Annotated in this window: 22 protein-coding genes; 15 read left to right on the forward strand and 7 right to left on the reverse strand. The window is 62.2% G+C overall.

The features are described 5' to 3' along the window. Nucleotides 1–5 precede the first annotated feature (5 nt). Both AC1Q61_RS04745 and AC1Q61_RS04750 read left to right on the forward strand, forming a co-directional pair. On the forward strand, nucleotides 6–1523 hold the full coding sequence (locus tag AC1Q61_RS04745; protein WP_215516035.1) for a carotenoid oxygenase family protein: 1518 nt from the start codon (nucleotides 6–8) through the stop codon (nucleotides 1521–1523). Beyond that, entirely contained in the window at nucleotides 1520–2251 is a 732-nt protein-coding gene (locus tag AC1Q61_RS04750; protein ID WP_021345221.1) for a VOC family protein, read from the forward strand. The genes AC1Q61_RS04745 and AC1Q61_RS04750 overlap by 4 nt, the downstream gene beginning before the upstream one ends. Before the next feature lie 74 nt (nucleotides 2252–2325). On the opposite strand, the gene AC1Q61_RS04755 is transcribed toward AC1Q61_RS04750, so the two are convergent. The 4 genes from AC1Q61_RS04755 to AC1Q61_RS04770 are packed head-to-tail and all read right to left on the reverse strand — an operon-like array spanning nucleotide 2326 to nucleotide 6372. After that, a complete protein-coding gene (locus AC1Q61_RS04755; RefSeq protein WP_051649538.1) occupies nucleotides 2326–3969 on the reverse strand; it encodes a long-chain-fatty-acid--CoA ligase in 1644 nt (547 codons plus the stop codon). Further along, the gene (locus AC1Q61_RS04760) at nucleotides 3966–5021 is read right to left on the reverse strand and encodes an NAD(P)H-dependent amine dehydrogenase family protein (RefSeq protein WP_050654671.1); all 1056 of its coding nucleotides are present in this window, start codon (nucleotides 5019–5021) and stop codon (nucleotides 3966–3968) included. The genes AC1Q61_RS04755 and AC1Q61_RS04760 overlap by 4 nt, the downstream gene beginning before the upstream one ends. Continuing rightward, on the reverse strand, nucleotides 5018–5788 hold the full coding sequence (locus tag AC1Q61_RS04765) for an SDR family oxidoreductase (protein ID WP_215516034.1): 771 nt from the start codon (nucleotides 5786–5788) through the stop codon (nucleotides 5018–5020). The genes AC1Q61_RS04760 and AC1Q61_RS04765 overlap by 4 nt, the downstream gene beginning before the upstream one ends. Further along, complete coding sequence (locus AC1Q61_RS04770; protein ID WP_042921371.1) at nucleotides 5785–6372, reverse strand: nuclear transport factor 2 family protein; 588 nt, start codon at nucleotides 6370–6372, stop codon at nucleotides 5785–5787. Before AC1Q61_RS04770 ends, AC1Q61_RS04765 begins: the two co-directional genes overlap by 4 nt. Before the next feature lie 114 nt (nucleotides 6373–6486). On the opposite strand from AC1Q61_RS04770, the gene AC1Q61_RS04775 reads away from it, so the two are divergent. The 9 genes from AC1Q61_RS04775 to AC1Q61_RS04815 all read left to right on the forward strand — a co-directional run bounded on the left by AC1Q61_RS04775 (nucleotide 6487) and on the right by AC1Q61_RS04815 (nucleotide 15311). Beyond that, nucleotides 6487–7290, forward strand: coding sequence for an ABC transporter ATP-binding protein (locus AC1Q61_RS04775; protein ID WP_021345217.1), 804 nt, complete (start codon nucleotides 6487–6489; stop codon nucleotides 7288–7290). After that, nucleotides 7287–8000, forward strand: a complete 714-nt coding sequence (locus tag AC1Q61_RS04780) for an ABC transporter ATP-binding protein (RefSeq protein ID WP_042921365.1) — start codon at nucleotides 7287–7289, stop codon at nucleotides 7998–8000. Before AC1Q61_RS04775 ends, AC1Q61_RS04780 begins: the two co-directional genes overlap by 4 nt. Before the next feature lie 3 nt (nucleotides 8001–8003). Further along, complete coding sequence (locus AC1Q61_RS04785) at nucleotides 8004–8900, forward strand: branched-chain amino acid ABC transporter permease (RefSeq protein ID WP_003940241.1); 897 nt, start codon at nucleotides 8004–8006, stop codon at nucleotides 8898–8900. Then, nucleotides 8897–9985, forward strand: coding sequence for a branched-chain amino acid ABC transporter permease (locus tag AC1Q61_RS04790; protein WP_030534909.1), 1089 nt, complete (start codon nucleotides 8897–8899; stop codon nucleotides 9983–9985). Before AC1Q61_RS04785 ends, AC1Q61_RS04790 begins: the two co-directional genes overlap by 4 nt. Before the next feature lie 58 nt (nucleotides 9986–10043). Then, the gene (locus tag AC1Q61_RS04795) at nucleotides 10044–11327 is read left to right on the forward strand and encodes an ABC transporter substrate-binding protein (protein WP_003939841.1); all 1284 of its coding nucleotides are present in this window, start codon (nucleotides 10044–10046) and stop codon (nucleotides 11325–11327) included. Nucleotides 11328–11340: 13 nt separating this feature from the next. Next, complete coding sequence (locus tag AC1Q61_RS04800; protein WP_042921362.1) at nucleotides 11341–13062, forward strand: class I adenylate-forming enzyme family protein; 1722 nt, start codon at nucleotides 11341–11343, stop codon at nucleotides 13060–13062. Next, nucleotides 13059–13460 carry a nuclear transport factor 2 family protein gene (locus AC1Q61_RS04805; protein WP_021345212.1) on the forward strand — a complete coding sequence of 134 codons (402 nt, stop codon included), beginning with the start codon at nucleotides 13059–13061 and terminating at the stop codon, nucleotides 13458–13460. Before AC1Q61_RS04800 ends, AC1Q61_RS04805 begins: the two co-directional genes overlap by 4 nt. Continuing rightward, nucleotides 13441–14445, forward strand: coding sequence for an LLM class F420-dependent oxidoreductase (locus tag AC1Q61_RS04810; protein WP_238704713.1), 1005 nt, complete (start codon nucleotides 13441–13443; stop codon nucleotides 14443–14445). Before AC1Q61_RS04805 ends, AC1Q61_RS04810 begins: the two co-directional genes overlap by 20 nt. Nucleotides 14446–14510: 65 nt before the next feature. Beyond that, nucleotides 14511–15311: a crotonase/enoyl-CoA hydratase family protein gene (locus tag AC1Q61_RS04815; RefSeq protein ID WP_042921358.1), complete on the forward strand. Its 801-nt coding sequence runs from the start codon at nucleotides 14511–14513 to the stop codon at nucleotides 15309–15311. A gap of 46 nt (nucleotides 15312–15357) precedes the next feature. Here the strand turns inward: AC1Q61_RS04815 and AC1Q61_RS04820 are convergent, their stop codons facing one another. Both AC1Q61_RS04820 and AC1Q61_RS04825 read right to left on the reverse strand, forming a co-directional pair. After that, the gene (locus tag AC1Q61_RS04820) at nucleotides 15358–16659 is read right to left on the reverse strand and encodes an MFS transporter (protein WP_007727683.1); all 1302 of its coding nucleotides are present in this window, start codon (nucleotides 16657–16659) and stop codon (nucleotides 15358–15360) included. Nucleotides 16660–16926: 267 nt separating this feature from the next. After that, entirely contained in the window at nucleotides 16927–18114 is a 1188-nt protein-coding gene (locus AC1Q61_RS04825; RefSeq protein WP_003946405.1) for an ROK family transcriptional regulator, read from the reverse strand. Nucleotides 18115–18308: 194 nt separating this feature from the next. On the opposite strand from AC1Q61_RS04825, the gene AC1Q61_RS04830 reads away from it, so the two are divergent. The 3 genes from AC1Q61_RS04830 (at nucleotide 18309) to xylB (ending at nucleotide 20348) form a co-directional block, all read left to right on the forward strand. Then, entirely contained in the window at nucleotides 18309–18539 is a 231-nt protein-coding gene (locus AC1Q61_RS04830; RefSeq protein WP_020970382.1) for a DUF3263 domain-containing protein, read from the forward strand. Nucleotides 18540–18608: 69 nt separating this feature from the next. Further along, on the forward strand, nucleotides 18609–18926 hold the full coding sequence (locus AC1Q61_RS04835; RefSeq protein WP_003946343.1) for a WhiB family transcriptional regulator: 318 nt from the start codon (nucleotides 18609–18611) through the stop codon (nucleotides 18924–18926). 24 nt (nucleotides 18927–18950) lie between these two features. Then, complete coding sequence (gene xylB / locus AC1Q61_RS04840) at nucleotides 18951–20348, forward strand: xylulokinase (protein WP_042921353.1); 1398 nt, start codon at nucleotides 18951–18953, stop codon at nucleotides 20346–20348. A 7-nt stretch (nucleotides 20349–20355) separates the two neighbouring features. On the opposite strand, the gene AC1Q61_RS04845 is transcribed toward xylB, so the two are convergent. Then, nucleotides 20356–21072 carry an HAD family hydrolase gene (locus AC1Q61_RS04845; protein WP_051649537.1) on the reverse strand — a complete coding sequence of 239 codons (717 nt, stop codon included), beginning with the start codon at nucleotides 21070–21072 and terminating at the stop codon, nucleotides 20356–20358. 142 nt (nucleotides 21073–21214) lie between these two features. Between AC1Q61_RS04845 and cycA the strand changes: the two genes are divergently transcribed. Then, nucleotides 21215–22678, forward strand: a complete 1464-nt coding sequence (gene cycA / locus AC1Q61_RS04850) for a D-serine/D-alanine/glycine transporter (RefSeq protein ID WP_030534902.1) — start codon at nucleotides 21215–21217, stop codon at nucleotides 22676–22678. Nucleotides 22679–22720 lie beyond the last annotated feature (42 nt).

The following is a 22720-nucleotide window of genomic DNA, read 5'->3' on the forward strand; positions in this document are numbered from 1 at the left end:
ATTCCATGGACGTCGAAATCGTAGGCAAGTTGTTGTCCACCCTTCCCGCCGATGACGATCACCCGTATCGCACCGGCCCGTGGCAACCCCAGACCACCGAGTTCAAAGCGGACAACCTCGAAGTCGTATTCGGTGAGGTTCCGAAAGACCTCGACGGTGTCTACCTGCGTAACACCGAGAATCCGCTCCATCCCTCGATGAAGGCGTATCACCCCTTCGACGGTGACGGCATGATTCACATCGTGGGCTTTCGCGACGGAGAGTCGTTCTACCGCAACCGATTCGTACGTACCGACGGCTTGGCGGCCGAGCAGGATGCCGGCGCTGCGTTGTGGGCCGGGCTTGCCGAGTCTCCCAAACTCAGTCGCCCCGAGGGCGGCAAGGGTGCGCGCACCCGGATGAAGGACGCGTCCAGCACCGACGTCGTCGTTCACCGGGGGACTGCTCTCACCAGCTTCTACCAGTGCGGAGATCTGTATCGTCTCGATCCGATGTCGGCGGAGACACTCGGCAAGGAAAGCTGGAACGGCAAGTTCCCCTTCGAATGGGGTGTGTCCGCGCATCCGAAGGTGGACGACAAGACCGGAGAAATGCTGTTCTTCAACTACAGCAAGGAAGCGCCGTACATGCACTACGGCGTCGTGGACTCGGCCAACGAGTTGGTCCACTACGTCGACGTCCCACTTCCCGGTCCGCGCTTGCCGCACGACATGGCCTTCACGGAGAACTACGCGATCCTCAACGACTGCCCCTTGTTCTGGGATCCGGTTCTGCTGGAGAAGGGCGCGCACGTCGCGAATTTCCATCCCGATATCCCGCTGCGTCTCGGAGTCATCCCACGCCGCGGAAGTACCTCTGACATCAAGTGGTTCGAAGCCGATCCGACCTATGTCCTGCACTTCGTGAACGCCTACGAAGAGGGCGACGAGATTGTTCTGGACGGTTTCTACCAGGGCGATCCGGAACCGTCGGACAACGGTATGGGCAATCAGTGGGAGCGCGCCTTCCGTTTCCTCGCTCTCGATCGTATGCAGACCCGGCTTCACCGCTGGCGTTTGAACCTGGTCACCGGAGCCACGCGTGAGGAGCAACTCAGTGACTCGATCACCGAATTCGGCATGATGAACGGCAATTTCGCGGGTGAGAAGTACCGATACGCCTATGCGGCTTCTGGTAAACCGTCGTGGTTCCTGTTCGACGGCTTGGTCAAACACGACCTGCTGACGGGCAACGAGGAACGATTCTCCTTCGGTGACGGTGTGTACGGCAGCGAGACTTCGATGGCGCCGCGCGTGGGTGGTACCGCCGAAGACGACGGCTATCTCATCACGTTGACCACTGACATGAACGAGGATGCGTCCTTCTGCTTGATCTTCGACGCTGCCCGCGTCGGAGACGGACCGTTGTGTAAACTTCGCCTTCCCGAACGAATTTCGAGTGGTACGCACTCGACGTGGGCTCCGGGCGCCGAGCTCCGACGCTGGCAGAGTGCCGACACCGCCGCCGAAGCGGTCGGACTGTGACGGGCACGCACGACGCGGGCACGTGGGAGATCCTGCGACAGGTGGTGATCGGTGCACGAGACGTGGACAAGACCGGTCACCAATTGCGCGAAGCATTGAATCTGGCACCAGGATTCGCGGATCCACTGCTCGAAGACATCGGTTTGGCCGACGAGACCTTGGCCGTCGGGCCGCAGGCATTTCTCGAGATCGTCGCGCCGCTCGACGAGAAGGTCTCGCTGGCGAGATGGATCCGCAAGGGCGGAGGGGAGGGCGGCTATGCACTCTCGATCCAGGTTTCGAACATCGAGCCCTATCTGGAACGTGCAGCTGCGGCGGATGTTCGGACGGTGGCAGATCTCGAGGCCTACGGTCACCGGATCGTCCAACTTCATCCCGGTGATCTCGGACTGCTCGTAGAACTCGACGAGATTCCCGACGCCGACGAGTGGTTCTGGGATGAGACGGAGAAGGAGGTTTCCCTCGATCCCTGGGTCGACGACATCCTCGGCGTCGACGTGTCCTCGCCCGATCCGGCCAGGACGGCGACGCTGTGGGCCGAAGTGTTCGGAAAGAAACCGGTCTCGGCGCAACCACTCTCGATCAGGCTGGGATCACGCGTCGTGTCGTTCGTTCCGGGGGAGCGGTCGATGCTCACTGCAATCGATCTGGCGGCGTCGAGCGGCGCGTCTGCCGTCGAGCCCGGGCTGAGTGTCGGCGGCGTGGAGTTCCGGATTCACCCACGCTGAGCGTGCTTCACATCGAACGACAGAATTCGGGGCCGATCGCTCGAAGCGACCGGCCCCGAATTCGTGTCATGGACTCAAGCGAAGTCCTGTCGCAAACGAGTCTTGAGCAGCTTCCCGCTAGCGTTGCGTGGCAGCTCCTCGATGAACCGAACTGCACTGGGGCACTTGAAGTGAGCCAGTCGCTCGCGTGACCACTCGATGATCTCCGCTTCGGTTGCATCCGAATCAGCAGCTCGAACGACCACGGCAAGGGGAGTCTCACCCCACCGATCGGAGTGAACGCCGACTACCGCGACCTCGCGGATGCCGGGGTGCCCGGAGAGAACACTCTCCACCTCGGCCGGATAGACGTTCTCACCGCCGGAGACGATCATGTCCTTGAGGCGGTCGTGGAGGTAGAGATAGCCGTCCTCGTCGAACGATCCGCCGTCTCCGGTGCGAAGCCAGTCACCGTCCAACATGGTGGCCGCAGTGGCTGCCTCATTACGCCAGTAACGCTTCATGACGTGAGCGCCGCCGATGACGACCTCGCCGCGGGTACCGACCGGGACGTCTTCGAGCGTCACGGGATCGACGATGCGGATGGGCACTCCGAACATCGGCTGCCCGACGGACTTCAACCGATGCGCGGTCGACTCGTCGGTCGCCCGATGATCTTCCGGGGTCAGCATGGTGACGCCGCCGGTCGACTCGGTGAGTCCGTATGCCTGCAGGAAACTACACCCGAAGACCTCGGTCGCGTCTTGCAACAGGGGCAGTGGCATCGGCGCGGCTCCGTAGACCAGGAACTGCAGGGCACTCCAATCTGCCTCGCGCACAGCCGGAAGGGAGGTCAGGACGCTGATCACCGCGGGAACGGCGACCGCATGCGTGACTTTGTACTCCTGCATCAGCGCGACGAGTTCGAGAGGTCCGGCGATGGTCTCGAGCAGTAGAGCGCCACCGCCGAGCGTCGTGACCAGGGCGAGACCCAGTCCGGCCACATGGAAGAACGGAACCGGGCACATAGCCACGGAGTCGGTGTCGAGATCGAGCAGGTGATACATGGTGGCGAGGGCGCGGCCGAGGTTGGCGCCGGTGAGTTCGATTCCCTTGGGGTGACCGGTGGTTCCCGACGAGTAGAAGATCAGCGCTGTGCCGTCGGGGCGGCGCGACGACCCCGGATCGTCGTCGCCGACACCGGAAAGCCAGTCGTTCCACGAGATCGAGTTTCCGGAACCGTCCACCGTGACGACGGTACGGACGCTACCGACCGCCGCGGCGACGTCGGAGAGGCCCTCATCGCCTGCTCCGAGTACGACGACGGTCGGCTCGCTGTTGCTCAGGATGTAGTCGACCTCGCCCGGTGCCAGCCGATTGTTGACGGCCGTCAGAATCGAGCCCATCTTCGAAGATCCGTACAGGACGGAGAGGAAAGACGGTGCATTGGCCCCGATGTACGCCACCCGGTCGCCGGGTCGAACACCATCGCGCAGAAGTGCATTCGCGACACGATTTGTTTCGATGTCGAGTTCACGGAAACTGGTACGCCCGTCATCGGAGATGACGGCGGTGCTCTCCGGACTGGCAATCGCCCGGCTGCGCAGCAAGTCTTCCAGATTCTGCACGGGGCGACCGTCGGGCAGGAGCGCGTTCACGGAAGGTTCACGGACGGCAGGTTCACGGGTGGCAGGTTCACGGGCGGCAGTCGAACCTACGGCCGTCGGCTGAGTTGTCATGCTGAATGCTCCAATCTGAAGGGGGCAAAGACAGGGGGTTCGAAAATGCCGGCGGGAGCAGCGAGTACATGCTCGACGGCGCGTAGTGCCGGGCCTGCAGTGATGAACTGACCGGCTGTCGTGCGACTGTTCGGATCTTGTGGTTCGACCAGGTTGACGGTCATCACGATCTCGGGTTTGCCGAAGAGGTGGACTTCCCATTGGTCCCGTCCCGCGTATTCGTCGCGATCAGGTTCCATGGTCCAGATGATGGCGAGGGTGAGGAACTGCTTTCCGTCGACCATTGCGTGCCAGCGCCATTCGGTGGTTCCGACGGTTCCCGCGGCGATGCGTCCGGCGGCGACGTCGAGATCCGTACGTGCCGGAACGACCCTGTGATCGGACACGACCTCGTCGTAGGTGACGCCCAGGCGCTCGCACATGAACGCGATGGTCTCGAGGTACAGCGACGCGTACAGCGAGGGCAACGGCCCGGTTCCGTCCAGTTCCTCCGGGGGCGAACCCATTCCCATGACGGTGAACGCGAAGTCGGGGTCAGGCATGCCGCGAGCGTCGAGCACCTCGTCGATCGTAATTCGGTCGAGTTCGATCGATGTTCCCGTCAGCGCCAACGCCAATCGCTCGCCGATGACACCTGGGCTCACGCCGACCCCGAAGAGCGTCGAATCGCCTTCCTTGCATGCTTGGGCGAACATGTGCTCGCGTTCGGTGCCGTGTGCGCGGGGGAAGTGCTGCCCGGCCGTCGTGATCACGTTGATCCCGGCGCGAAGCAGACGGCACAGATCGTCGTCGTGGCGTTCGTACGGAATCTGCAACCGCGGACTGTGGATGAGAACCTGTGGGCGCGAGCGGATGATCTCGTCCACGTCGCGTGTAGCGATCACCCCCGTCGGTGCTCGTCTGGCGATGTCACCGGCGTCTCGACCCGCCTTGGCGTCGCTGTACACGTACAGGCCGACCAACTCCAGGTCGGGACGATCGATGATTCCGCGTAGCGCTGTCTTGCCGATGGCACCGGTCGCCCACTGGGCAACACGAATCGGATCGCTCATGATCGAGTGGTCAGTTCGCCGGCGAAGAGGAGCTTGCCCAGACCGCGTTCGTACCGAATCGGGTCGCGTGCCAGACGCGCACGGGCATCGATTGCCATGAAATCTGTGTCGCACGTCCACTCACCGCGTTGCGTGGCGGCGAGTCCGGTTGCCGCGATGTCGAGAGGGTTTTCCTTGTGGCCCTGCACATGTGACGCCATGCGGGTGTCGACGCTGCCGACGATCAACGACGTGACGGTGATGCCGTGCGGTTCGAGTTCGGCGCGAGCGATGCCGCCGAGCGACAGAGCAGCCGCCTTGGCCGGTGAATAGCCACCCATGAAGGCGGTCGGAGCGATTGCGGCCACCGACAGGACGTTGACTATCGATCCTCCGCCGCGGGCGGCGAGTACCGGCGCGAAGGCGCGGATCATCGTCAGAGGCCCGAAGTAGTTGACCTCCATCTCGGCTCGCGCAGCCGCTTGGTCGTAGGCCTCGATCAACCGATTCCCGGTGAACAGTCCGGCATTGTTGACGACCACTGTGGTGTCACCGCACTCCCTGACCGCTGCATCGACGAGTCCTGGATCGGTCACGTCGAGTTCGACGATGTGTGCTCCGGTGGAACGCAGCTCGGCGGGCGCCTCGTCGGGATTTCTCACCCCTGCATAAATTTTGGCGGCACCCATCGACTTCGCCTGTTGGACGAAGGCCAAGCCGAGCCCTCGATTGGCGCCGGTGACGAGGACAGTCGCGCCCTCTATCGGCGTTCCGCGAAACCTTGTCATGAGTGCTCCTGTGTCTGCCGGGTGTAGATGAGGTCGTCGGGAAATTTCTTGCTCTTCTTCAAGGACGTTTCAGGCGCGAGCATCCCGAAGATCCAGCCTTCGGCTGTGGCCATGTCGTGGTTCCAGTCCCACCGCAGGGCGCGGTGGCGGATTCCCCACCTGCCGTCCTCGTAGCCGAAGCGGTCGATCAGGCGCGCCGAGGTGAGTGTGTCGGCTATGCCGTCCGAGTGCTTGATTCGTGCGAAGGCAAGCACGTAGGACTCGACGTGTGCTGTGTCCCCGTCGAGTTCGATCAGGACGTTGGTCATTGCGTGGGTGGTCAGTGACCGTGGGTGAGTGATGGCCCCGGCGATGTGGTCGATGTAGTCGTCGGCGGTGCCGGTGAAGACACCCCCGTGGTCTTCGGTTGCGCCGGGTAGATAACACCGCCTGGCGTCCTCGACGTCTCCGCGATCGGCAGCTCGGAGGAAACGAGCCAGAACCTCGTAGATTTCCTGCTTGGCGACGAGAGCGTCGACCGGGCTGTAGTCCCTGACGTCTGGGCCCCCGCCGCTGTCGACTGCGTGAATGTTGTTGGACCTCACGATGATGTCCCTTCTCGGCTCCGGATCGGGGGCCGCACGTTGACGGAGTGCCTCTGTTTACTGTAGTAATCTCTATCACACTGTTAATTGAAGTGTCACGAGGAGGTGAAACCAATGCTTGGAAACACACCACCCGCACAACCCGCGAATGACCCGGTCGTACTCACGCTCTCCGATGTATCGATCGAATTCGGCGGAGTCACGGCTCTCGACGACGTCGGCTTCGACGTCCACGCCGGCCAGATCTGCGGACTCATCGGGCCGAACGGCGCTGGTAAGACCACGCTGTTCAACTGCATCACAAGGATTTACGAACCGAGTCGCGGTGTCATCACCTGGCAAGGAACCGACCTCTTGGGATTGCGGCCCTATGCATTGGCATCTGCAGGGATCGCTCGGACCTTCCAGAATCTCGCACTGTTCAGCGGCATGAGCGTCTTCGACAACACCATGGTCGGCGGATCGTCTCGGGGCCGCTTCGGACTGGCGAGCGGGGTTCTCGGCTGGCCTCCAGCGCGCGCCCGAGTCCGAGAACTGCGAGAGAAGGCCTGGTACCTGCTCGAACGCCTCGAACTCGTCGACGTCGCGAACGCGCCGGCAGCAGGCCTTCCGTTCGGAACACTCAAGCGCGTCGAACTGGCACGAGCATTGATGTCCGAGCCTTCGCTGCTTCTGCTCGACGAGCCCGCCGGCGGGCTCACACACAGCGAAGTCAAGGAGCTGGGAGAACTGATCGTCTCGCTCCGCGACGACTTCGGCTTCGGAGCGCTTCTGGTCGAACACCACATGGGATTGGTGCTGGGTATCTCCGATCACGTTGTCGCACTGAACTTCGGCCACAAGATCGCTGAAGGTACTCCGGCGGAGATCCAGCAGAACGACGCCGTGATCAATGCTTATCTGGGGCGAGCGGCATGAGCCTGCTGAGCGTCGATGATCTGCATGCCGGTTACGGGCGAGGCAATGTACTGCACGGGGTTTCGCTCGACGTGGAACCCGGCGGGGTCGCTGTCGTTCTCGGCGCGAACGGTGCCGGCAAGACCACCATGATGCGTGCGCTTGCCGGATTGATTCCGCACCAGGGAACGATCACCTTCAACGGTTCGCCGCACGGATCCAAACCTGAACGCGCCGTGGCCGCCGGCGTCAGCCTTGTCCCACAGGGCCGTGGAACTCTCGGTCAACTGTCGGTACGTGACAACCTGCTCGTCGGCGCTGCGCTTCGCAACGACAAGGCGGAGATCGAGGCCGACATCGAGCGGTGGTGTGAGACATTTCCGGTGCTCGCGAGGAGGTCCACACAGTTGGCAGGTTCGCTGTCAGGCGGTGAACAGCAGATGCTCGCGGTCGCGCGGGCATTGATGAGCCGTCCCACCCTGCTTTTGTGCGACGAACCGAGCCTGGGTCTGGCGCCCATCGTCATCGCCGAATTGTTCGACACGCTCGGTGCGATCAACCGGAGCGACGGAACTGCACTGCTGATCGTGGAACAGAATGCCGATCTCGCGATGAAACTCGCGTCGAGTGTCTTCCTGCTCGACGTAGGCACCATCGTCGCTGCCGGCACGCCCGAGGAATTTCGTTCGGACGACGTCGTGCGCAGCGCCTATCTCGGGTACCAGGAGTAAACGGTGACACTCTTTCTCGAACGACTCATCTCCGGATTGACCAACGGCTCGATCTACGCAATTCTCGCGCTGGCACTCGTGGTGGTGTTCCGTGCCACCGGCACGATCAACTTCGCTCAGGGCGAGTTGGCCCTGTTCACAACCTTCGTGGCGTGGTGGCTCACAACGATGTCCTGGCCGATCTGGGCCGCGATCGGAGCGGCTCTCGCTCTCGGCTTCCTGCTCGGGGCGTTGATGGAGCGTCTGCTCATCCGGCCGGTTCAACGTAGAAGTGACATGGCAGTGCTGATAGTGGCACTGGGATTGTTCACCGGGCTCAACTCGTTGGCCGGAATGCTGTGGGGGAGCGAAACGAAGATCATGCCGAGCCCGTTTCCCAACGGTCCCACCGACTACATCTCAGTGGGCGGCGCGCGCGTGTACGGCGACGCACTGGGCGTACTGGTTGCGCTCGTTGTCCTACTTGTGTTGATGTCCTTGCTCTTTCGCAAGACGAGAGTCGGTCTGCACATGCGTGCCGTCGCGGACAATGCCGAATCTGCCACTCTCGCCGGAGTTCCGACCAGCCGGATACTCGCAATCGGCTGGGGTGTTGCGGCAGCGATCGGCGCACTGGCCGGTGTCCTGGTCACTCCGCTCTCGCCGCAACAACTCGGCCTCACGACCATGTTCCCGATCTTCATCGCAGCATCTGCGGCAGCGCTGTTCGGCGGTCTGGACAGTCTTGTCGGCGCAGTTGTGGGTGGGTTGACGATCGGTGTTCTGGAATCGATGCTCAGCGGCTACATTTCGGTCATCGGCGGTTCGCTGCAGCAGACATCCGCGCTACTGATCATCGTGGTGATCCTCTTCGTCAGACCCAATGGACTGTTCGGTACCAAGAAACTGGAGCGGGTATGACGACGCTTGCCGAGAGAAATGAACCCGCGGTCGCCGAAAAGGCAGTCAGGCAGCCGCGCGTGGTGGTTGCCGGATCGACGTCGTACCGGATACTCCAACTGGTTCTGCTGGTGGCTGCCGTCTGTGCCCTGCTCCTCGTGTCGCAGAGCGCGCCGTTTCGCGTAGGGCAGTTCACGAGTGTCTTCATCATCGCGATTGCCATCGCCGGACTGAATATCGTCAGCGGGTACACCGGACTTCTGTCGATCGGCCATTCTGCCTTCTTCGGCCTCGGCGCGTACACGACCGGCGTTCTGATCGTCGATCGCGGATACTCGCCGTTGACCACAATCCCGATGGCAGTCGTATTGTGTTTCGTACTAGGACTTCTCGTCGGGCTTCCCTCCTTGCGGATCAAAGGGCTGTATCTGGCTCTCGTTACCCTCGCCGTCGCTGTGGCGTTTCCCGAAGTGATCCGCAAGACCGGGGATCTCACCGGTGGCGCGGCCGGCATGGTCGTTCGTGCGAATCTTCTGGTCCCGCCGAAATGGACGGGTTTGACCCGCGCGGACACCTATCTCTGGATCTTCTGGGTTTCGGTAGTGACGCTGGCAGTGGTCATGCTCCTGATCCGCAATCTCGTCAAGAGTCGATTCGGTTTGGCAATGGTTGCGGTGCGCGACAACGAGATTGCGGCGAGTGCAAACGGCATCAACGTCGCGCGGGTCAAGATTCTCGCTTTCGGACTTTCCGGCGCGATCACCGGTCTGGCAGGTTCGCTGTTCACGATGTACATCGGCGCGCTCTCACCCGAGTCCTTTTCGTTGATGAAGTCGATCGAGTTCATCACCGGACTGGTGTTGGGCGGAATCGCAACGCAATTCGGCCCGATCGTCGGGGCTACGGCAGTGGTGTTCCTGCCGTACTACACCGGAAGCGTCACCGACGGCCCCGTGTCGGGAGTGGTGTTCGGCGCGGTGCTGATCGCGATCGTGTTCTTGATGCCGGACGGAATCGTCGGCCGGATCAACAGCGTTCTCCGACGGTTTGTCCTCGTGGTTCCCGCAGATCATCCCAAGTATCGCGAAGGTGAACCCCGCACCTGAGCGCCGTCTCCCTCGCCCACTCTCGTTTCTCTCAACTCACAGCAAGGAACTGGACGATATGAAAAGGCAGACCACGATTCCCGCAGTCATCGCCGCTGCGGCACTACTCCTTTCGGCCTGCGGAGGTAACTCCGACGCAGAGAGCAACACGTCGACCTCGGCCGGAGCAGTATCGGTCGACGACTGCAGCGATCCCAGTGGTGCCGCGGCGCCGATCACCGACAAACTCACGGTGGGGTGGAGTGGGCCGACGTCCGGCCCGCTCGCCGACGCGGTCGGCAACGTGATCGAAGGAATGCGAGCACGGTTCGAGGTCGAGAACGCGGCCGGCGGCGTCGGCGGCGTCAAGCTCGACGTCGTGGTCAAGGACGATGCCTTCTCGCCGGAGCGCGCCAAAGCCAATGTCGGAGAGTTCATTCAGAAGGACAAGGTCGACGTTCTGGGCACGTTCGGAGCAGGCCAGTTGAACGCCATCGCGGACGACCAGACCACTGCCTGTGTTCCACTGCTCTTCGCGCAGGCAGGCATGCCCGAGTTCCGGGTGATCGAAGACTTTCCGTGGACCACGGAGTATCTACCGGATCCGGGCGTCGAGATGGAGGTAGTGGTCGAAAGCCTGAAGAAGAAGTATCCGAGCGGCGCCAAGGTTGCCTTGGCCACGAACCAGACCGAGTCCGGACAAGGGATCGCCAACGGCTTCAAGTCCGCGATCGAAGGAACGAACTTCGAGATCGCAGCCGAAGAGGCGCTGACCGACCCCAAGACGGCGGCATCGACCCTCAAAGCCAGTGGCGCCGAGGTATTGGTGGTGGCCGGTGTCACCACCGATTGCCTCGCGATCACCCAGGCGATCGGACGTGTCGGATGGAAGCCCGACACCGTGATTCAACCGTCGAACTGCGTCGACGGTGCGACGCTGTATGCGCCCGCCGGTGATGCTGCCGACGGGCAGCAGGTGATGGTGTGGCTCAAGGATCCCAACAACGCCCTCTACAAGGACGACGCGGCGGTACGTGACTACCTGGCCGGTGCGGCTGCTCACGGTGCCGATTCCCCGACCAACAGCTACACCGTGAATGGCTGGGCCATCGGTGACCTGTTGGTGGACAACTTCACTCGGGCCTCTGAGTCATCCGACGGACTCTCACGCGCCAGCATCATGAGTGCCGCACGAACGCAGGACTACCACCCGCCGATGTTCATCGACGGAATCAAATTCACGATGACCGCGGACCATGCATTGGGAATCCTGGCATTCCAGCCGTTCGAGTGGAACGCCGCTACCCAGGCGTTCGAGAAGCAAGGCGACGTGATCGACATTTCCGGCCGTTACGAGAACTGAAACGAGTACGCGAATGAACAAGGCACACAGGGGATTGCATCCTCGCGTCAAGGTGGACGAATACACCTCGAAAGGGTGGTGGTCCGACGAGACGATCGATCAGGTGTTCCGGGCGCAGGTGCGGGTACGCGGTGACGAACTTGCCGTGGTTGATCCGGCGAACCGGAGCGAGTTGTCCGGCGGAGATCCGCGACGCCTCAGTTGGAACCAACTGGAGAGCGAAGTCATCGCGCTCGCTGCCGGCTTCTCCGAGGTGGGTTTGGGCCGGGGAGATGTTCTGGGCGTGCAGATGCCCAATACCGTCGAATTGGTCGAGGTCTACCTTGCAGCGTGGTCTCTGGGGATCGTGGTCTCGCCGTTGCCCATGCAGTACCGCGAACGTGAAGTGGAAGGAATGGCAAACCAGGCGGCGTTTGCAGCATTTGTCACCGTACCCAGTTTTGGTGACAGACTCCCTGCTACGGAGATCGCTGCAATCAGATCCCGGATTCCTTCTCTGAGATCGGTGTTCGCCTACGCTCCCGAATCAGAGCTTCCGGCTGAGCTTCCTACCGGCGTCGTGGGGCTGAGTCCTCGGGCGGCCACCGAAACACAGCGCAGTGAATTGGATGTACGAATCACCGAAGATCCCAACGACCCCAACGATGCGATGACGATCTGTTGGACCTCCGGGACCGAAAGCGAACCGAAGGGGGTCCCACGTTCGCACTACGAGTGGCTGGCCATCTGCTGGGCCACGATCGACGCTCCCGACATCGTCGTCGGCGACGTCTTGTTGAACCCGTTCCCGATGGTCAACATGGCCGGAATCAACGGAATGTTCCTGCCGTGGATCCGCACGGGATGTGTACTGGTACAGCACCACCCGTTCGATCTTCGAGTATTCCTCGGGCAGATCGAGGCCGAGCGCGTGACGTACACGGTAGCGCCGCCTGCGCTGTTGTGGATGCTGCTCGCCGACGAGTCGATGCTCGCGGCGGTCGACCTGTCGAGCTTGACTCGGATCGGTTCGGGTTCGGTGCCACTGCAACCTCCGATGGTCCGGGGATGGCAGGAGCGATACGGAATCGGAGTCATCAACTTCTTCGGATCCAACGAAGGCATCAGTCTGCTCTCCTCGCCTGCGGACATGCCGGATCCGGACGACCGCGCACGGTACTTCCCCCGCTTCGGTGTCGAGAACTTTCGCTGGAGCACCAGAATCTCCGACTGGATGGACGTGCGCTTGGTCGACGTGGTCACCGGCGAGGACATCACCGAAGTCGGGCACCCGGGTGAGTTGCGAATCAGCGGACCGACGGTCTTTGCCGGCTATCTCGGCGATCGGCCGTCTCCGTTCGACGAGCGCGGATTCCTCTGCACCGGAGACATCTTCGAGATTGCCGGTGATCACGGACAATTCCTACGCTACCTGGATCGAGGCAAGGACCTGGTGATCCGCGGTGGAATGAACATCGCCCCAGCCGAACTGGAGGGATTGATCGCCGAGCATCCGGCCGTTGCGGATGTGGCCGTCATCGGCGACCCCGACGAAGTACTCGGTGAGCGCGTCGCAGCAGTGGTGACACTTCGACCCGAGACGGAACTCGAACTCGATGCTCTGGTTGCGTTCCTGAAGGACAAGCGCATCGCGTCGTACAAACTTCCCGAGCGGCTGGAGATTCGGAAAGAACTGCCGCGCAATTCGACCGGAAAGATCCTCAAGCGTGAGCTTCGACAGAAGAGTGTGGCATGAGTGTGATGAACGACAGTGACAAGCTTGCGTTGGCGCGTGAGATGTTCCAGGCGTGGGACGTCATGGACTGGACACGCGTCGTCGACTTGTTCGCCGAGGACGGTGTGCTCCACAGCGTCATGCAGGAACCTCTTGTCGGCAAGGAGGCCGTTGCGGGCCGAATTGCGTTACTGGCAAGCAAGTGTGAACGGATCACACTGAAGATCGAGTCTCTCGGCGTGATCGACGGAAGGGTATTTGTGCAGCGAGTGGACGACTTCCACTTCGATGGTACCCATGGCGTCGTTCCTGTTGTCGGAATCCTCAGCATGGCAGACGGACGGATCACCGAGTGGCTCGAGTACTACGACCGTCCGACACTGTTGGAGGGAATGGGTCTTGTCTCCGACTTCGAGTAGAGGTTTGCCGACCATCGACATCTCCCTGGGGTTGTGGCAGGACCGTCCGCCGCAGGAGGTGACCGCTACTGCACGCCTCGCCGACAGACTCGGGTTCGGCCGAGTGTGGGTGGGGGAGATGGCGACGTACGACGCCTTTGCTCTGGCGACGTCAGTCGGCACCGGATTCGAGCACTCCGAACTAGTGGTCGGCCCGCTCGCGGTGACGGTTCGTGATCCGGCGATGATCGCGATCGGGGCGGCGTCGGTATCCGACCTGACCGGGCGTGACGTATCGATCGCGTTGGGTACTTCCAGCACTGTCGTGGTCGAGAAATGGCATGGGCGAAGCAGATCCGGGGCGGCACGTGCACTTGCGGAGTCCGCCCGCGGTGTGCGAGCGCTGATGAACGGTGAGCGGGGCGAAGTCGCCGGAACGGTGATGCGGACCAGCGGATATCGGCTGCGACTTCAGCCGCCAGGTGGGCGGCTGATCGTTGCGGCATTCGGAGACAAGGCTCTTCGGGCCGCCGTGGAGTTGGGTGACGAACTGGTGCTCAATCTGGTGAGTGCGGAGCAGGCCGGTCGTCTGATCACACGGTGCAAGGAGATCGCGGCTGAGACGGAAACGGTGATGCCCCAGGTGTCGGTGTGGGCGCCGGCGGCCGTGGCAACCGAAGGCCCAACTCAGATGTCGATCGATCAACTCAGACGTGGACTCGTGCCGTATCTCGCTGCCCCCGGATACTCGGACATGTTCGTCCGCGCAGGCTTCGCGGACGTGATCGAGGCAGCCAGGGCCGGGGCCGCGCCGCGCGAGCTCTTGAGCCAGGTCTCGGACGCGATGGTGGCAACGGTGGGAATCGTCGGGACTCCGGCCGATGCTCGCGCGCAACTCGAGGCGTACCGAGCGGCGGGTGTGGACACCGTCGTGGCCGTACCGTCATCCACTGATTCGGACCCGGCCGGGCAAGAGACCATGGAACTTCTTGCCGAGATGGCATGACGAATCCCCGGGGAACTTACTCTCAGGTAAGTTCGTCGGGGATATGTCGAATCGGAGGAGTTGCCGTGAGTGATCGTGTTCGTGTCGAGGTAGTGCAGTCGGTGGCGTACGTGACGCTGAACCGACCGGAGAAACTCAACGGTCTCGATCTGGACATGCTCGACGCGCTGGTGAATGCCGCTCGAACGATCGAAACCGATCGTTCGATTCGGGGCGTGGTTCTGCAAGGCGCGGGTGACGCATTCTCTGCCGGGTTGGACTTCGCTTCTGCGGGCAAGCAGCCGAGGCGGATGGCAAAGGCCTTCGCGAAGTTTCCCGGTCAGAAGACCAACCTCTTCCAACGCGCGTGCTGGGTGTGGCGCGAATTGCCCGTGCCGGTCATCGCGGTCGTTCACGGGCACTGCTTCGGTGGGGGACTGCAATTGGCGCTCGCCGCAGACTTTCGATTCACCACCCCCGATTGCACGTTCTCGGTGATGGAGGCGAAGTGGGGATTGATCCCCGACATGACCGGAACGGTCACGATGCGCGAACTCGCGGCAATGGACGTCGTGAAACGCCTCGCCATGACTGCTGAACTGTTCGACGGAAATCAGGCTCTTGAGTGGGGGTTCGTGAGCGGAGTGAGCGACAATCCGATCAAGCCGGCACAGGAACTGCTGTCGCAGATCGCGGTTCGCTCGCCGGACGCCGTCGCAGCGACGAAGACGTTGCTGCACAAGACCTGGAACCGCTCGCCTCGCGGCGCGTTCTGGATCGAATCGCGGATCCAACTGGCGCTGATGCGAGGCAAGAACCACAAGATCGTACGCACCGCCAATGCCGCGAAGAAGTTGCCGGAGTTCGCCATTCGAAAGTTCGGCTGACAAACTCCGGCATCGCGACGCCGTTGGGCGTCCACATTCAGGTCGATCACACCATCAGGTCTCGTCCTGATCGATCCTTGATGAGCATCGTGGCGACGAACGAGACCGCGGCCAGCAGGGCGAGGTAGATCGAGATGGCAAGGGTGCCACCGGTCTTGCCGAGGAGCCACTGTGCGACGGTGGGAGCAAAGGCGCCGCCGAAGATGGTGCCTACCGCGTAGGAGATCGACGCACCGCTGTAACGGATCGAAGCCGGGAACAGTTCGGCGAACAACGCGGGTTGAGGTCCGTACGACAGCCCGAGTCCGACCGAGAACAGGATCATCGCCACGTAGATCCAGCCGAGATTCCCGGTGTCGATGAGGAGGAAGAACGGCACCGCGAAGAGGACCATTGCGAGGTTGCCCACGTTCATCACCGTGGTGCGGCCGCGTCGATCCGACCAGTAGGCGCCGATCATGGTGAAAACGCCCCACGTGACGGCACTTGCGAGCGTGGCAATCAGTAGTTCGGTCTTACCCAGGCCATAGGTCTTGGTTGCGTACGCGACGATGAATCCGCCGATCACCATGTAGCCGTTGCCGTTTGTGCCGATGAAGGACAGCGCCGCGAGTACGACCTGCTTCGGGTGTTTCTTGAACAGAGTTCGGATAGGCGTGTTGCTCTCGGTGCGGCGTTCCTTGAGTTCGGCGAATACGGGTGACTCGCTGACCTTGCTTCGAATGTAGAAGCCGACGCCGATCAACACGACGCTGAGCAGGAACGGCACTCGCCATCCCCAGGTGGTGAACTGTTCGTCCGTGAGGGTGAATGTGCACAGTGCCAAAACGCCGGTGGCGAGCAACATTCCGAGCGGTACTCCCATCTGTACGAACGCTCCGAAGAACCCTCGACGCTTGGTGGGTGCGTGTTCGACGGCAAGAAGAGCGGCCCCGCCCCATTCGCCGCCCGTCGAGAATCCTTGGACGACGCGAAGCAGGATCAACAGGATCGGTGCCCAGATTCCGATCGAGGCATACGTCGGCAGCACGCCGATGAGAACCGTCGCGGCACCCATCATCGCCAACGTCGCGACCAGGACACGTTTGCGGCCGAGCCTGTCGCCGAGATAGCCGGCCACGATGGCACCGAGAGGACGGAAGACAAAGCTGATGCCGACCGTGACGTAGGAGACGATCTGGCCGGCCGAGCCCATCGGCTTGAAGAACAGGTCGGCAAAGATCAGGGCTGCGGCTTGGGCGTAGATGAAGAAGTCGTACCACTCGACGGTGGTGCCGACCATCGACGCCATCGCGGCGCGGTCGTATTCCTTCGCGGCGGGCTTGGTGCCAGTTCTGGTTGTGGTCATCGAGCTACTTTCTGCCAGTCACGTGGTTCACCGACACGGTGAAACTGCGAAGTCGGAACAGGGGAGAAACGCTGTTCGATCTGCGACGTTGCCGGTGTGCTCGGTGCATGCTTTTGGCTGACTCGGAGCGTTCCTGCGCGATCTCATCGTCGATATCGGCAACCGAATGATCGGTAGGTAATGAATTATGCAGAAGTGTGAGCGTCAACACAAGCGATGCCGGAAAAGTCTGATTGTTTGATGCGGAGCGTGCGAGAAGTCAGCGACTCACGTGTGGAGTGACGCCGCGATCCGCAGATCGATTTCCCTGGCGCTGAGCAGATGGTCGAGGACGAGAACCGCACAACCGAGGATGCCGGATTGGGCGCCGTGGCTGACCGAAGCGATCTGAAGCTTTCGGGTGGCAAGCGCCGTTGCGTTGCCGTAGACGGACTCCCGAAGCCCGGCGAGGAAGAGTTCGTCCGCCTCGGCCATGTCGCCGCCGATGATCAGGACCTCGGGATTGAGGAGATTGACCGCTCCGGAAATGACGTCGCCGATCAGTCGGCCGCTGCTTCTGATGAGCCGGCGGGCTTCGCTGTCGCCGTCCAGGGCGAGGCGGACGACATCACGCACGTGACCGACGCTTCGGCCCTGATCTCGGAGGGCGTGCACGAGAGCCCAACCGCTGGCGACAGTTTCGACGCAGCCGACGTCGCCGCAGCGACACTTCATGCCCCGCGCTGCAGCGGTTTTGGTATGCCCGATCTCGCCGGACGCTCCGAGTGAACCGCGTTGGAGGACTCCGCCCATGACGATTCCTGCGCCGAGGCCGGTTGACGCCTTGATCATCAGGAGGTTGGGCGCACTCTCGCGTCGCTCGCTCAATTCGGCCAGAGCCATCACGTTGGCATCGTTGTCCGCGAACAGCGGAGCCGTGGTCACCGATGCCAGATAGGGGGCAAGCGCGACTCCGTCCCACCCCGCCATCATCGGAGAGTCGAGGCTTGCTCCCGCGGCGACGTCGACCGTTCCGGGAATGCTCAGTCCGATTCCGATGACCTCGGTAGACGCGCGGTGGACCTGGGCCAGTAGTGACGAAAGATGCTCGGCAATTTCGGGCATCAGTTCGTCGGGGCCGACCCCGACCGACTTGTCGATGTCTTCTGCCGCGAGGATCGTGCCCGCCAGGTCGGTGACGGCAAGTTGTGCCCGCGATCGACCGATTGCCACGACGAGAACCACGCCGGACGAGTTCGCGAACGTGAGAGTGGACGGCGGCCGACCGCCTGTCGACGGGCCCTCGTCGTCATCGGCAATCAAACCAAGCGATTGAAGTGCTGCAACCCTGGCCGATACCGCCGTCCTGGACAGGCCGGTGAGCTTCCCGATCTCGCTGCGCGTGGTTGCGGAACCGCTGCGTATCAGCGTGAATACCTCTCCCGCAGTAGCCGGAGTCGTGGACGGTCGGGTCATTGTCCTATTCAAGCATTCCTCGTCGGTAACTTCAGCGTGCGAAAGTTGGCATACTTTGTTCACAAAAAGACGTAAGTAGGTCTTGTGAAAAAGCAGAAGTAGGCATAGTCTGTGTCTTGACTCACTGCCACGGGCGTCCGAGGAGACGAGTCGCAGTTTCTGTGAAGCAGGGCGCACAAACAGGGGAGAACCTGATGAGCCGCACCGATACACAAGAGATCGTCGAGTTCGCACGTAAGTGGCAGCAGTTCGACGGTGGACCTGACGAAGAGATCTTTGTAACCTTCGGCCTCGCCCCGGACGAGTATTTCCGCAGGCTGCAGGCAATTCTCGACGACGGCGTCGTAGCGCTGACTCCGCCGGTCACCGGCGAACTCGCAACGGTCTGTGCACATCGACTCGGCCAATCGGCCAGGCGTCGATAAGTCCGACCCGGCGTCAGCCCAGAGTCACCCGAATCCGTGTCACCCGAGTAAGGAATTGAGGTCGCCATCATGCACAAGCACCTTCCGATGCCGTACCCGACCGCCGAAGTGTGGGACTGGCAGCTGCAGGGAGCGTGCCGCGGGCACGATTCCGCGGTGTACTTCCATCCGGACGGCGAGCGTGGACACGCCCGCGAGAACCGTGAACGCAACGCCAAGAAGGTCTGCGCGACGTGCCCTGTACTCCAGCAGTGCCGCGAACACGCACTCTCCGTCCACGAGCCGTACGGCATCTGGGGTGGAATGACGGAGACCGAGCGCGCAGAATATGTGCGATCGCTGCGTAAGCGCAGCAACCGGATGCCCGCGGTCGCCAACGCGAGCTGACGGTCCTTCGGAAAGGACGCCAGTGTGACCCTCGTAGCCGGTATCGATTCGTCTACCCAGTCGTGCAAAGTCATTGTCCGTGATGCCGATTCGGGAGAGCTGGTACGAGAAGGGCGGGCGGCGCACCCCGTCGGTACCGAGATAGATCCGGCATGCTGGCTCGAGGCGATGGACAGTGCAATCGCCGCGGCGGGTGGGCTCGGCGACGTCGCAGCCGTATCGGTCGGAGCTCAACAGCACGGCATGGTGTGTCTGGACAGTGGCGGCGAGGTTGTCAGACCGGCGTTGCTGTGGAACGACACTCGCTCGGCGAAGGCTGCGACCGATCTGGTCGAAGAGCTCGGCGGACCCAAGGCGTGGGCCGACGCAGTTGGTGTAGTTCCGGTTGCCGCGGTCACGGCAAGCAAGCTTCGATGGCTCGCAGATCACGAACCCGGCAACGCCGATCGCACTGCCGCGGTGTGTCTTCCGCATGACTGGTTGTCCTGGAAGTTGGGTGGGTCCGGCTCAATCGAGGAGCTTGCCACCGACGCGGGCGACGCCAGTGGAACCGGCTATTATGCTGCCTCGACGCGCGAATATCGTAAAGATTTGCTGGCGTTGGCATTTCGCGGTCGAACCCCGCATGTTCCCCGAGTTGCATCGCCGAACGAAAAGATCGGAAGTACACGTTCCGGAGGTATTGTCGGGCCTGGCACCGGTGACAATGCCGCAGCCGCACTGGGTTTGGGGGCAGTTCCCGGTGACGTGATCATCTCGATCGGAACATCCGGCGTCGTCTCGGCTGTATCGGCCACCCCCACGCACGATCCCGGCGGGAACGTGGCAGGATTCGCGGACGCAACCGGCCTGCACTTGCCGCTGGTGTGCACTCTCAACGGCGCGCGCATTCTTGATGCGACGGCGTCCATTCTCGGTGTCGATCACGCCGAACTGTCGCGGTTGGCGTCGACGGCGCCCCTCGGAAACGACGGGCTGGTCATGATTCCGTACTTCGAGGGTGAACGGACGCCCAACCGCCCTGACGCCACGGGGGCCATGCACGGATTCCGGCTGCAGAACTCGACGCCTGCGCACTTTGCACGAGCCGCAATCGAAGGGCTCCTGTGCGGCTTGGCCGACGGCGTCGACGACCTGGTTCGTCAAGGCGTCGAGGTGAAGCGAGTTCTCCTCGTGGGAGGCGGAGCGAAGTCGCGCGCTCTCTGTGAGATCGCGCCGGCAATTCTCGGAGTGCCGGTCGTGATCCCTGCTCCGGGTGAGTACGTCGCCGAAGGGGCATGCAGGCAAGCAGCATGGGCACTGTCCGGGGACACGCAGCCGCCGGTGTGGCCGAAACCGGAAGAGCGACGATTCGACGCCGAACCAGCTCCCCACGTGCGCGAGCGCTACGCGTCGTTGCGCGAACTCACCGAAGGTGTCTGAGCGCTCCCTACAGAAGCCCGAACTTCCGCATTGCGTCGAGTAGCGCGTGCGGGCGTTCGGTCGTCGGCAGGGGATCGACGAGTGCGAACTGGCAACCGACGTCTCGGGCAGCGCCGTCGGCGATGTCGCTGTCACCGACCATCAGAGCCTGCGCCGCATCCACATCGAGTTGTGCGAGGGCGTACTCGAAGATCGCCGGTTCGGGCTTGACTGCACCCACCTCGAACGAGAGAACGAACTCGTCGACCCAGACGTCCCAGCCGCGGTCGGCGAACGCCGGACGGATGTCGAAGGCGATGTTGCTCAAGACGGCAGTGCGTATGCCCTTCTCCGACAGTGACTTCAGGACCTCGCCGGTATCCGGGTACGGCGACCACTGATCCGGATCGACCAGCAGGGCGTAGAAAGCTTCGGCCCGAACCGGATCGGGCACCCCGGACTTACTCAACACGTCGAGGTAAGCCTGACGATGCAACTTCGGATCCCGGTCGCGGTTCTCCCACGCGTAGATCCCCGCTTCGTCCATCTCCACGGTTCTGCCCACCGGCGCGGTCATCCGACGCATCAGCTCGGCTTGAGCGTGCACGTCGAGCGGATCGCCTTGGTGATCGACGAGGTGCTCGGTCCAATCGTCGCTCTCCTCCAAACGGAAGAGGGTTCCGGAGAAATCGAACAGCGTCGCGGCGATATGTCCGTCTTGATGGGCCGTGCTGTCAGTGTTCACCTCGACAGGTTATCGGCGTCCGCTTTCCGATGCGTGATGTGAGCCAGTGCACGCGTACTTTGAGAGAGCACATTTTCCGAGGTTCCCCCGACGGGCACGATTTCGATGCCCCGGATGAACCGTATGACGAGGGGGATCCTCCGTGTCCGACCACGCGAATACACCAGACCTGACGAAGCCGTCCGGCGAAGACCCCCACCTCTCACGTCAGCTGTCCAACCGGCATATCCAGCTGATCGCCATCGGTGGTGCCATCGGCACCGGACTGTTCATGGGATCGGGCAAGACGATCTCGCTCGCCGGGCCCTCCGTGATCTTCGTGTACATGATCATCGGATTCATGCTCTTCTTCGTCATGCGGGCGATGGGGGAGCTGCTGCTCTCGAACATGGCGTACAAGTCGTTCTCCGACTTCGCCGCGGATCTGCTGGGCCCCTGGGCGGGATTCTTCACCGGCTGGACCTACTGGTTCTGCTGGATCGTCACCGGCATCGCGGACGTCATCGCGATTTCCGGGTACTTCAAGTACTGGTGGCCAGGGCTCGCGGCGTGGATTCCTGCTTTGCTGACGATCGCGGCGCTGTTGCTCCTCAATCTCCCGACCGTTCGCGCCTTCGGTGAAACCGAGTTCTGGTTCGCGCTGATCAAGATCATCGCCATCGTCAGCCTGATCGTCGTCGGCATCGTCATGGTCGTCTCCGGGTTCACGGCGCCGAACGGTGCCACCTCCGGTATCGACAACCTCTGGAACGACGGCGGGATGTTCCCGACCGGATTCATGGGCTTCGTCGCCGGCTTCCAGATCGCCGTGTTCGCCTTCGTGGGTATCGAGCTCGTCGGTACGACGGCAGCCGAGGCGAAGGACCCGGAGAAGAACCTGCCGAAGGCCATCAACTCCATCCCCATTCGTGTCCTGCTGTTCTACGTCGTTGCACTGACCGTGATCATCGCGGTGACTCCGTGGCGTGAAATCAGCGCAGACAAGAGTCCGTTCGTCGCCATGTTCACACTCGCCGGCCTCGGCATCGCTGCTTCTGTCATCAACTTCGTCGTGCTGACCTCCGCTGCATCTTCGGCCAACTCGGGTATCTACTCCACCTCGCGCATGGTGTTCGGCCTTGCGCAGGAAGGCGACGCACCGAGGGCCCTCGGCAAGCTGAACTCACGCAAGGTCCCCGCGAACGCCCTGATGTTCTCGTGCATCTTCCTGCTGGCGTCGTTGATCCTGCTGTTCTCGGGCGATTCCGTGATCGAGGCCTTCACCGTCGTCACGACCATTTCGGCGCTGCTGTTCATGTTCGTGTGGACGATCATCCTGGCGAGCTACATGGTGTACCGGAAGCGTCGTCCGCACCTGCACGAGGCGTCGAAGTTCAAGATGCCCGGCGGCATCGTGATGTGCTGGGTCGTGCTCGCGTTCTTCGTCTTCATTCTCTGGGCACTGACAACCAAGGACGACACCCTGCAGGCACTTCTCGTCACGCCGATCTGGTTCGTGGTTCTGGGCATCGCGTGGGCGATCATCCGGCGTCGACCCGCTCACCGGGCACGATACGACGCATTCAAGTCAGAACTGGACGCCAGCCGACAGAACGGCGAGAAATAGTTTTGGTCAAGATCGGGTAACGGTGGCGGCCGCCTTGATCAA

Source organism: Rhodococcus sp. MPR-R1B, from assembly GCF_058793255.1.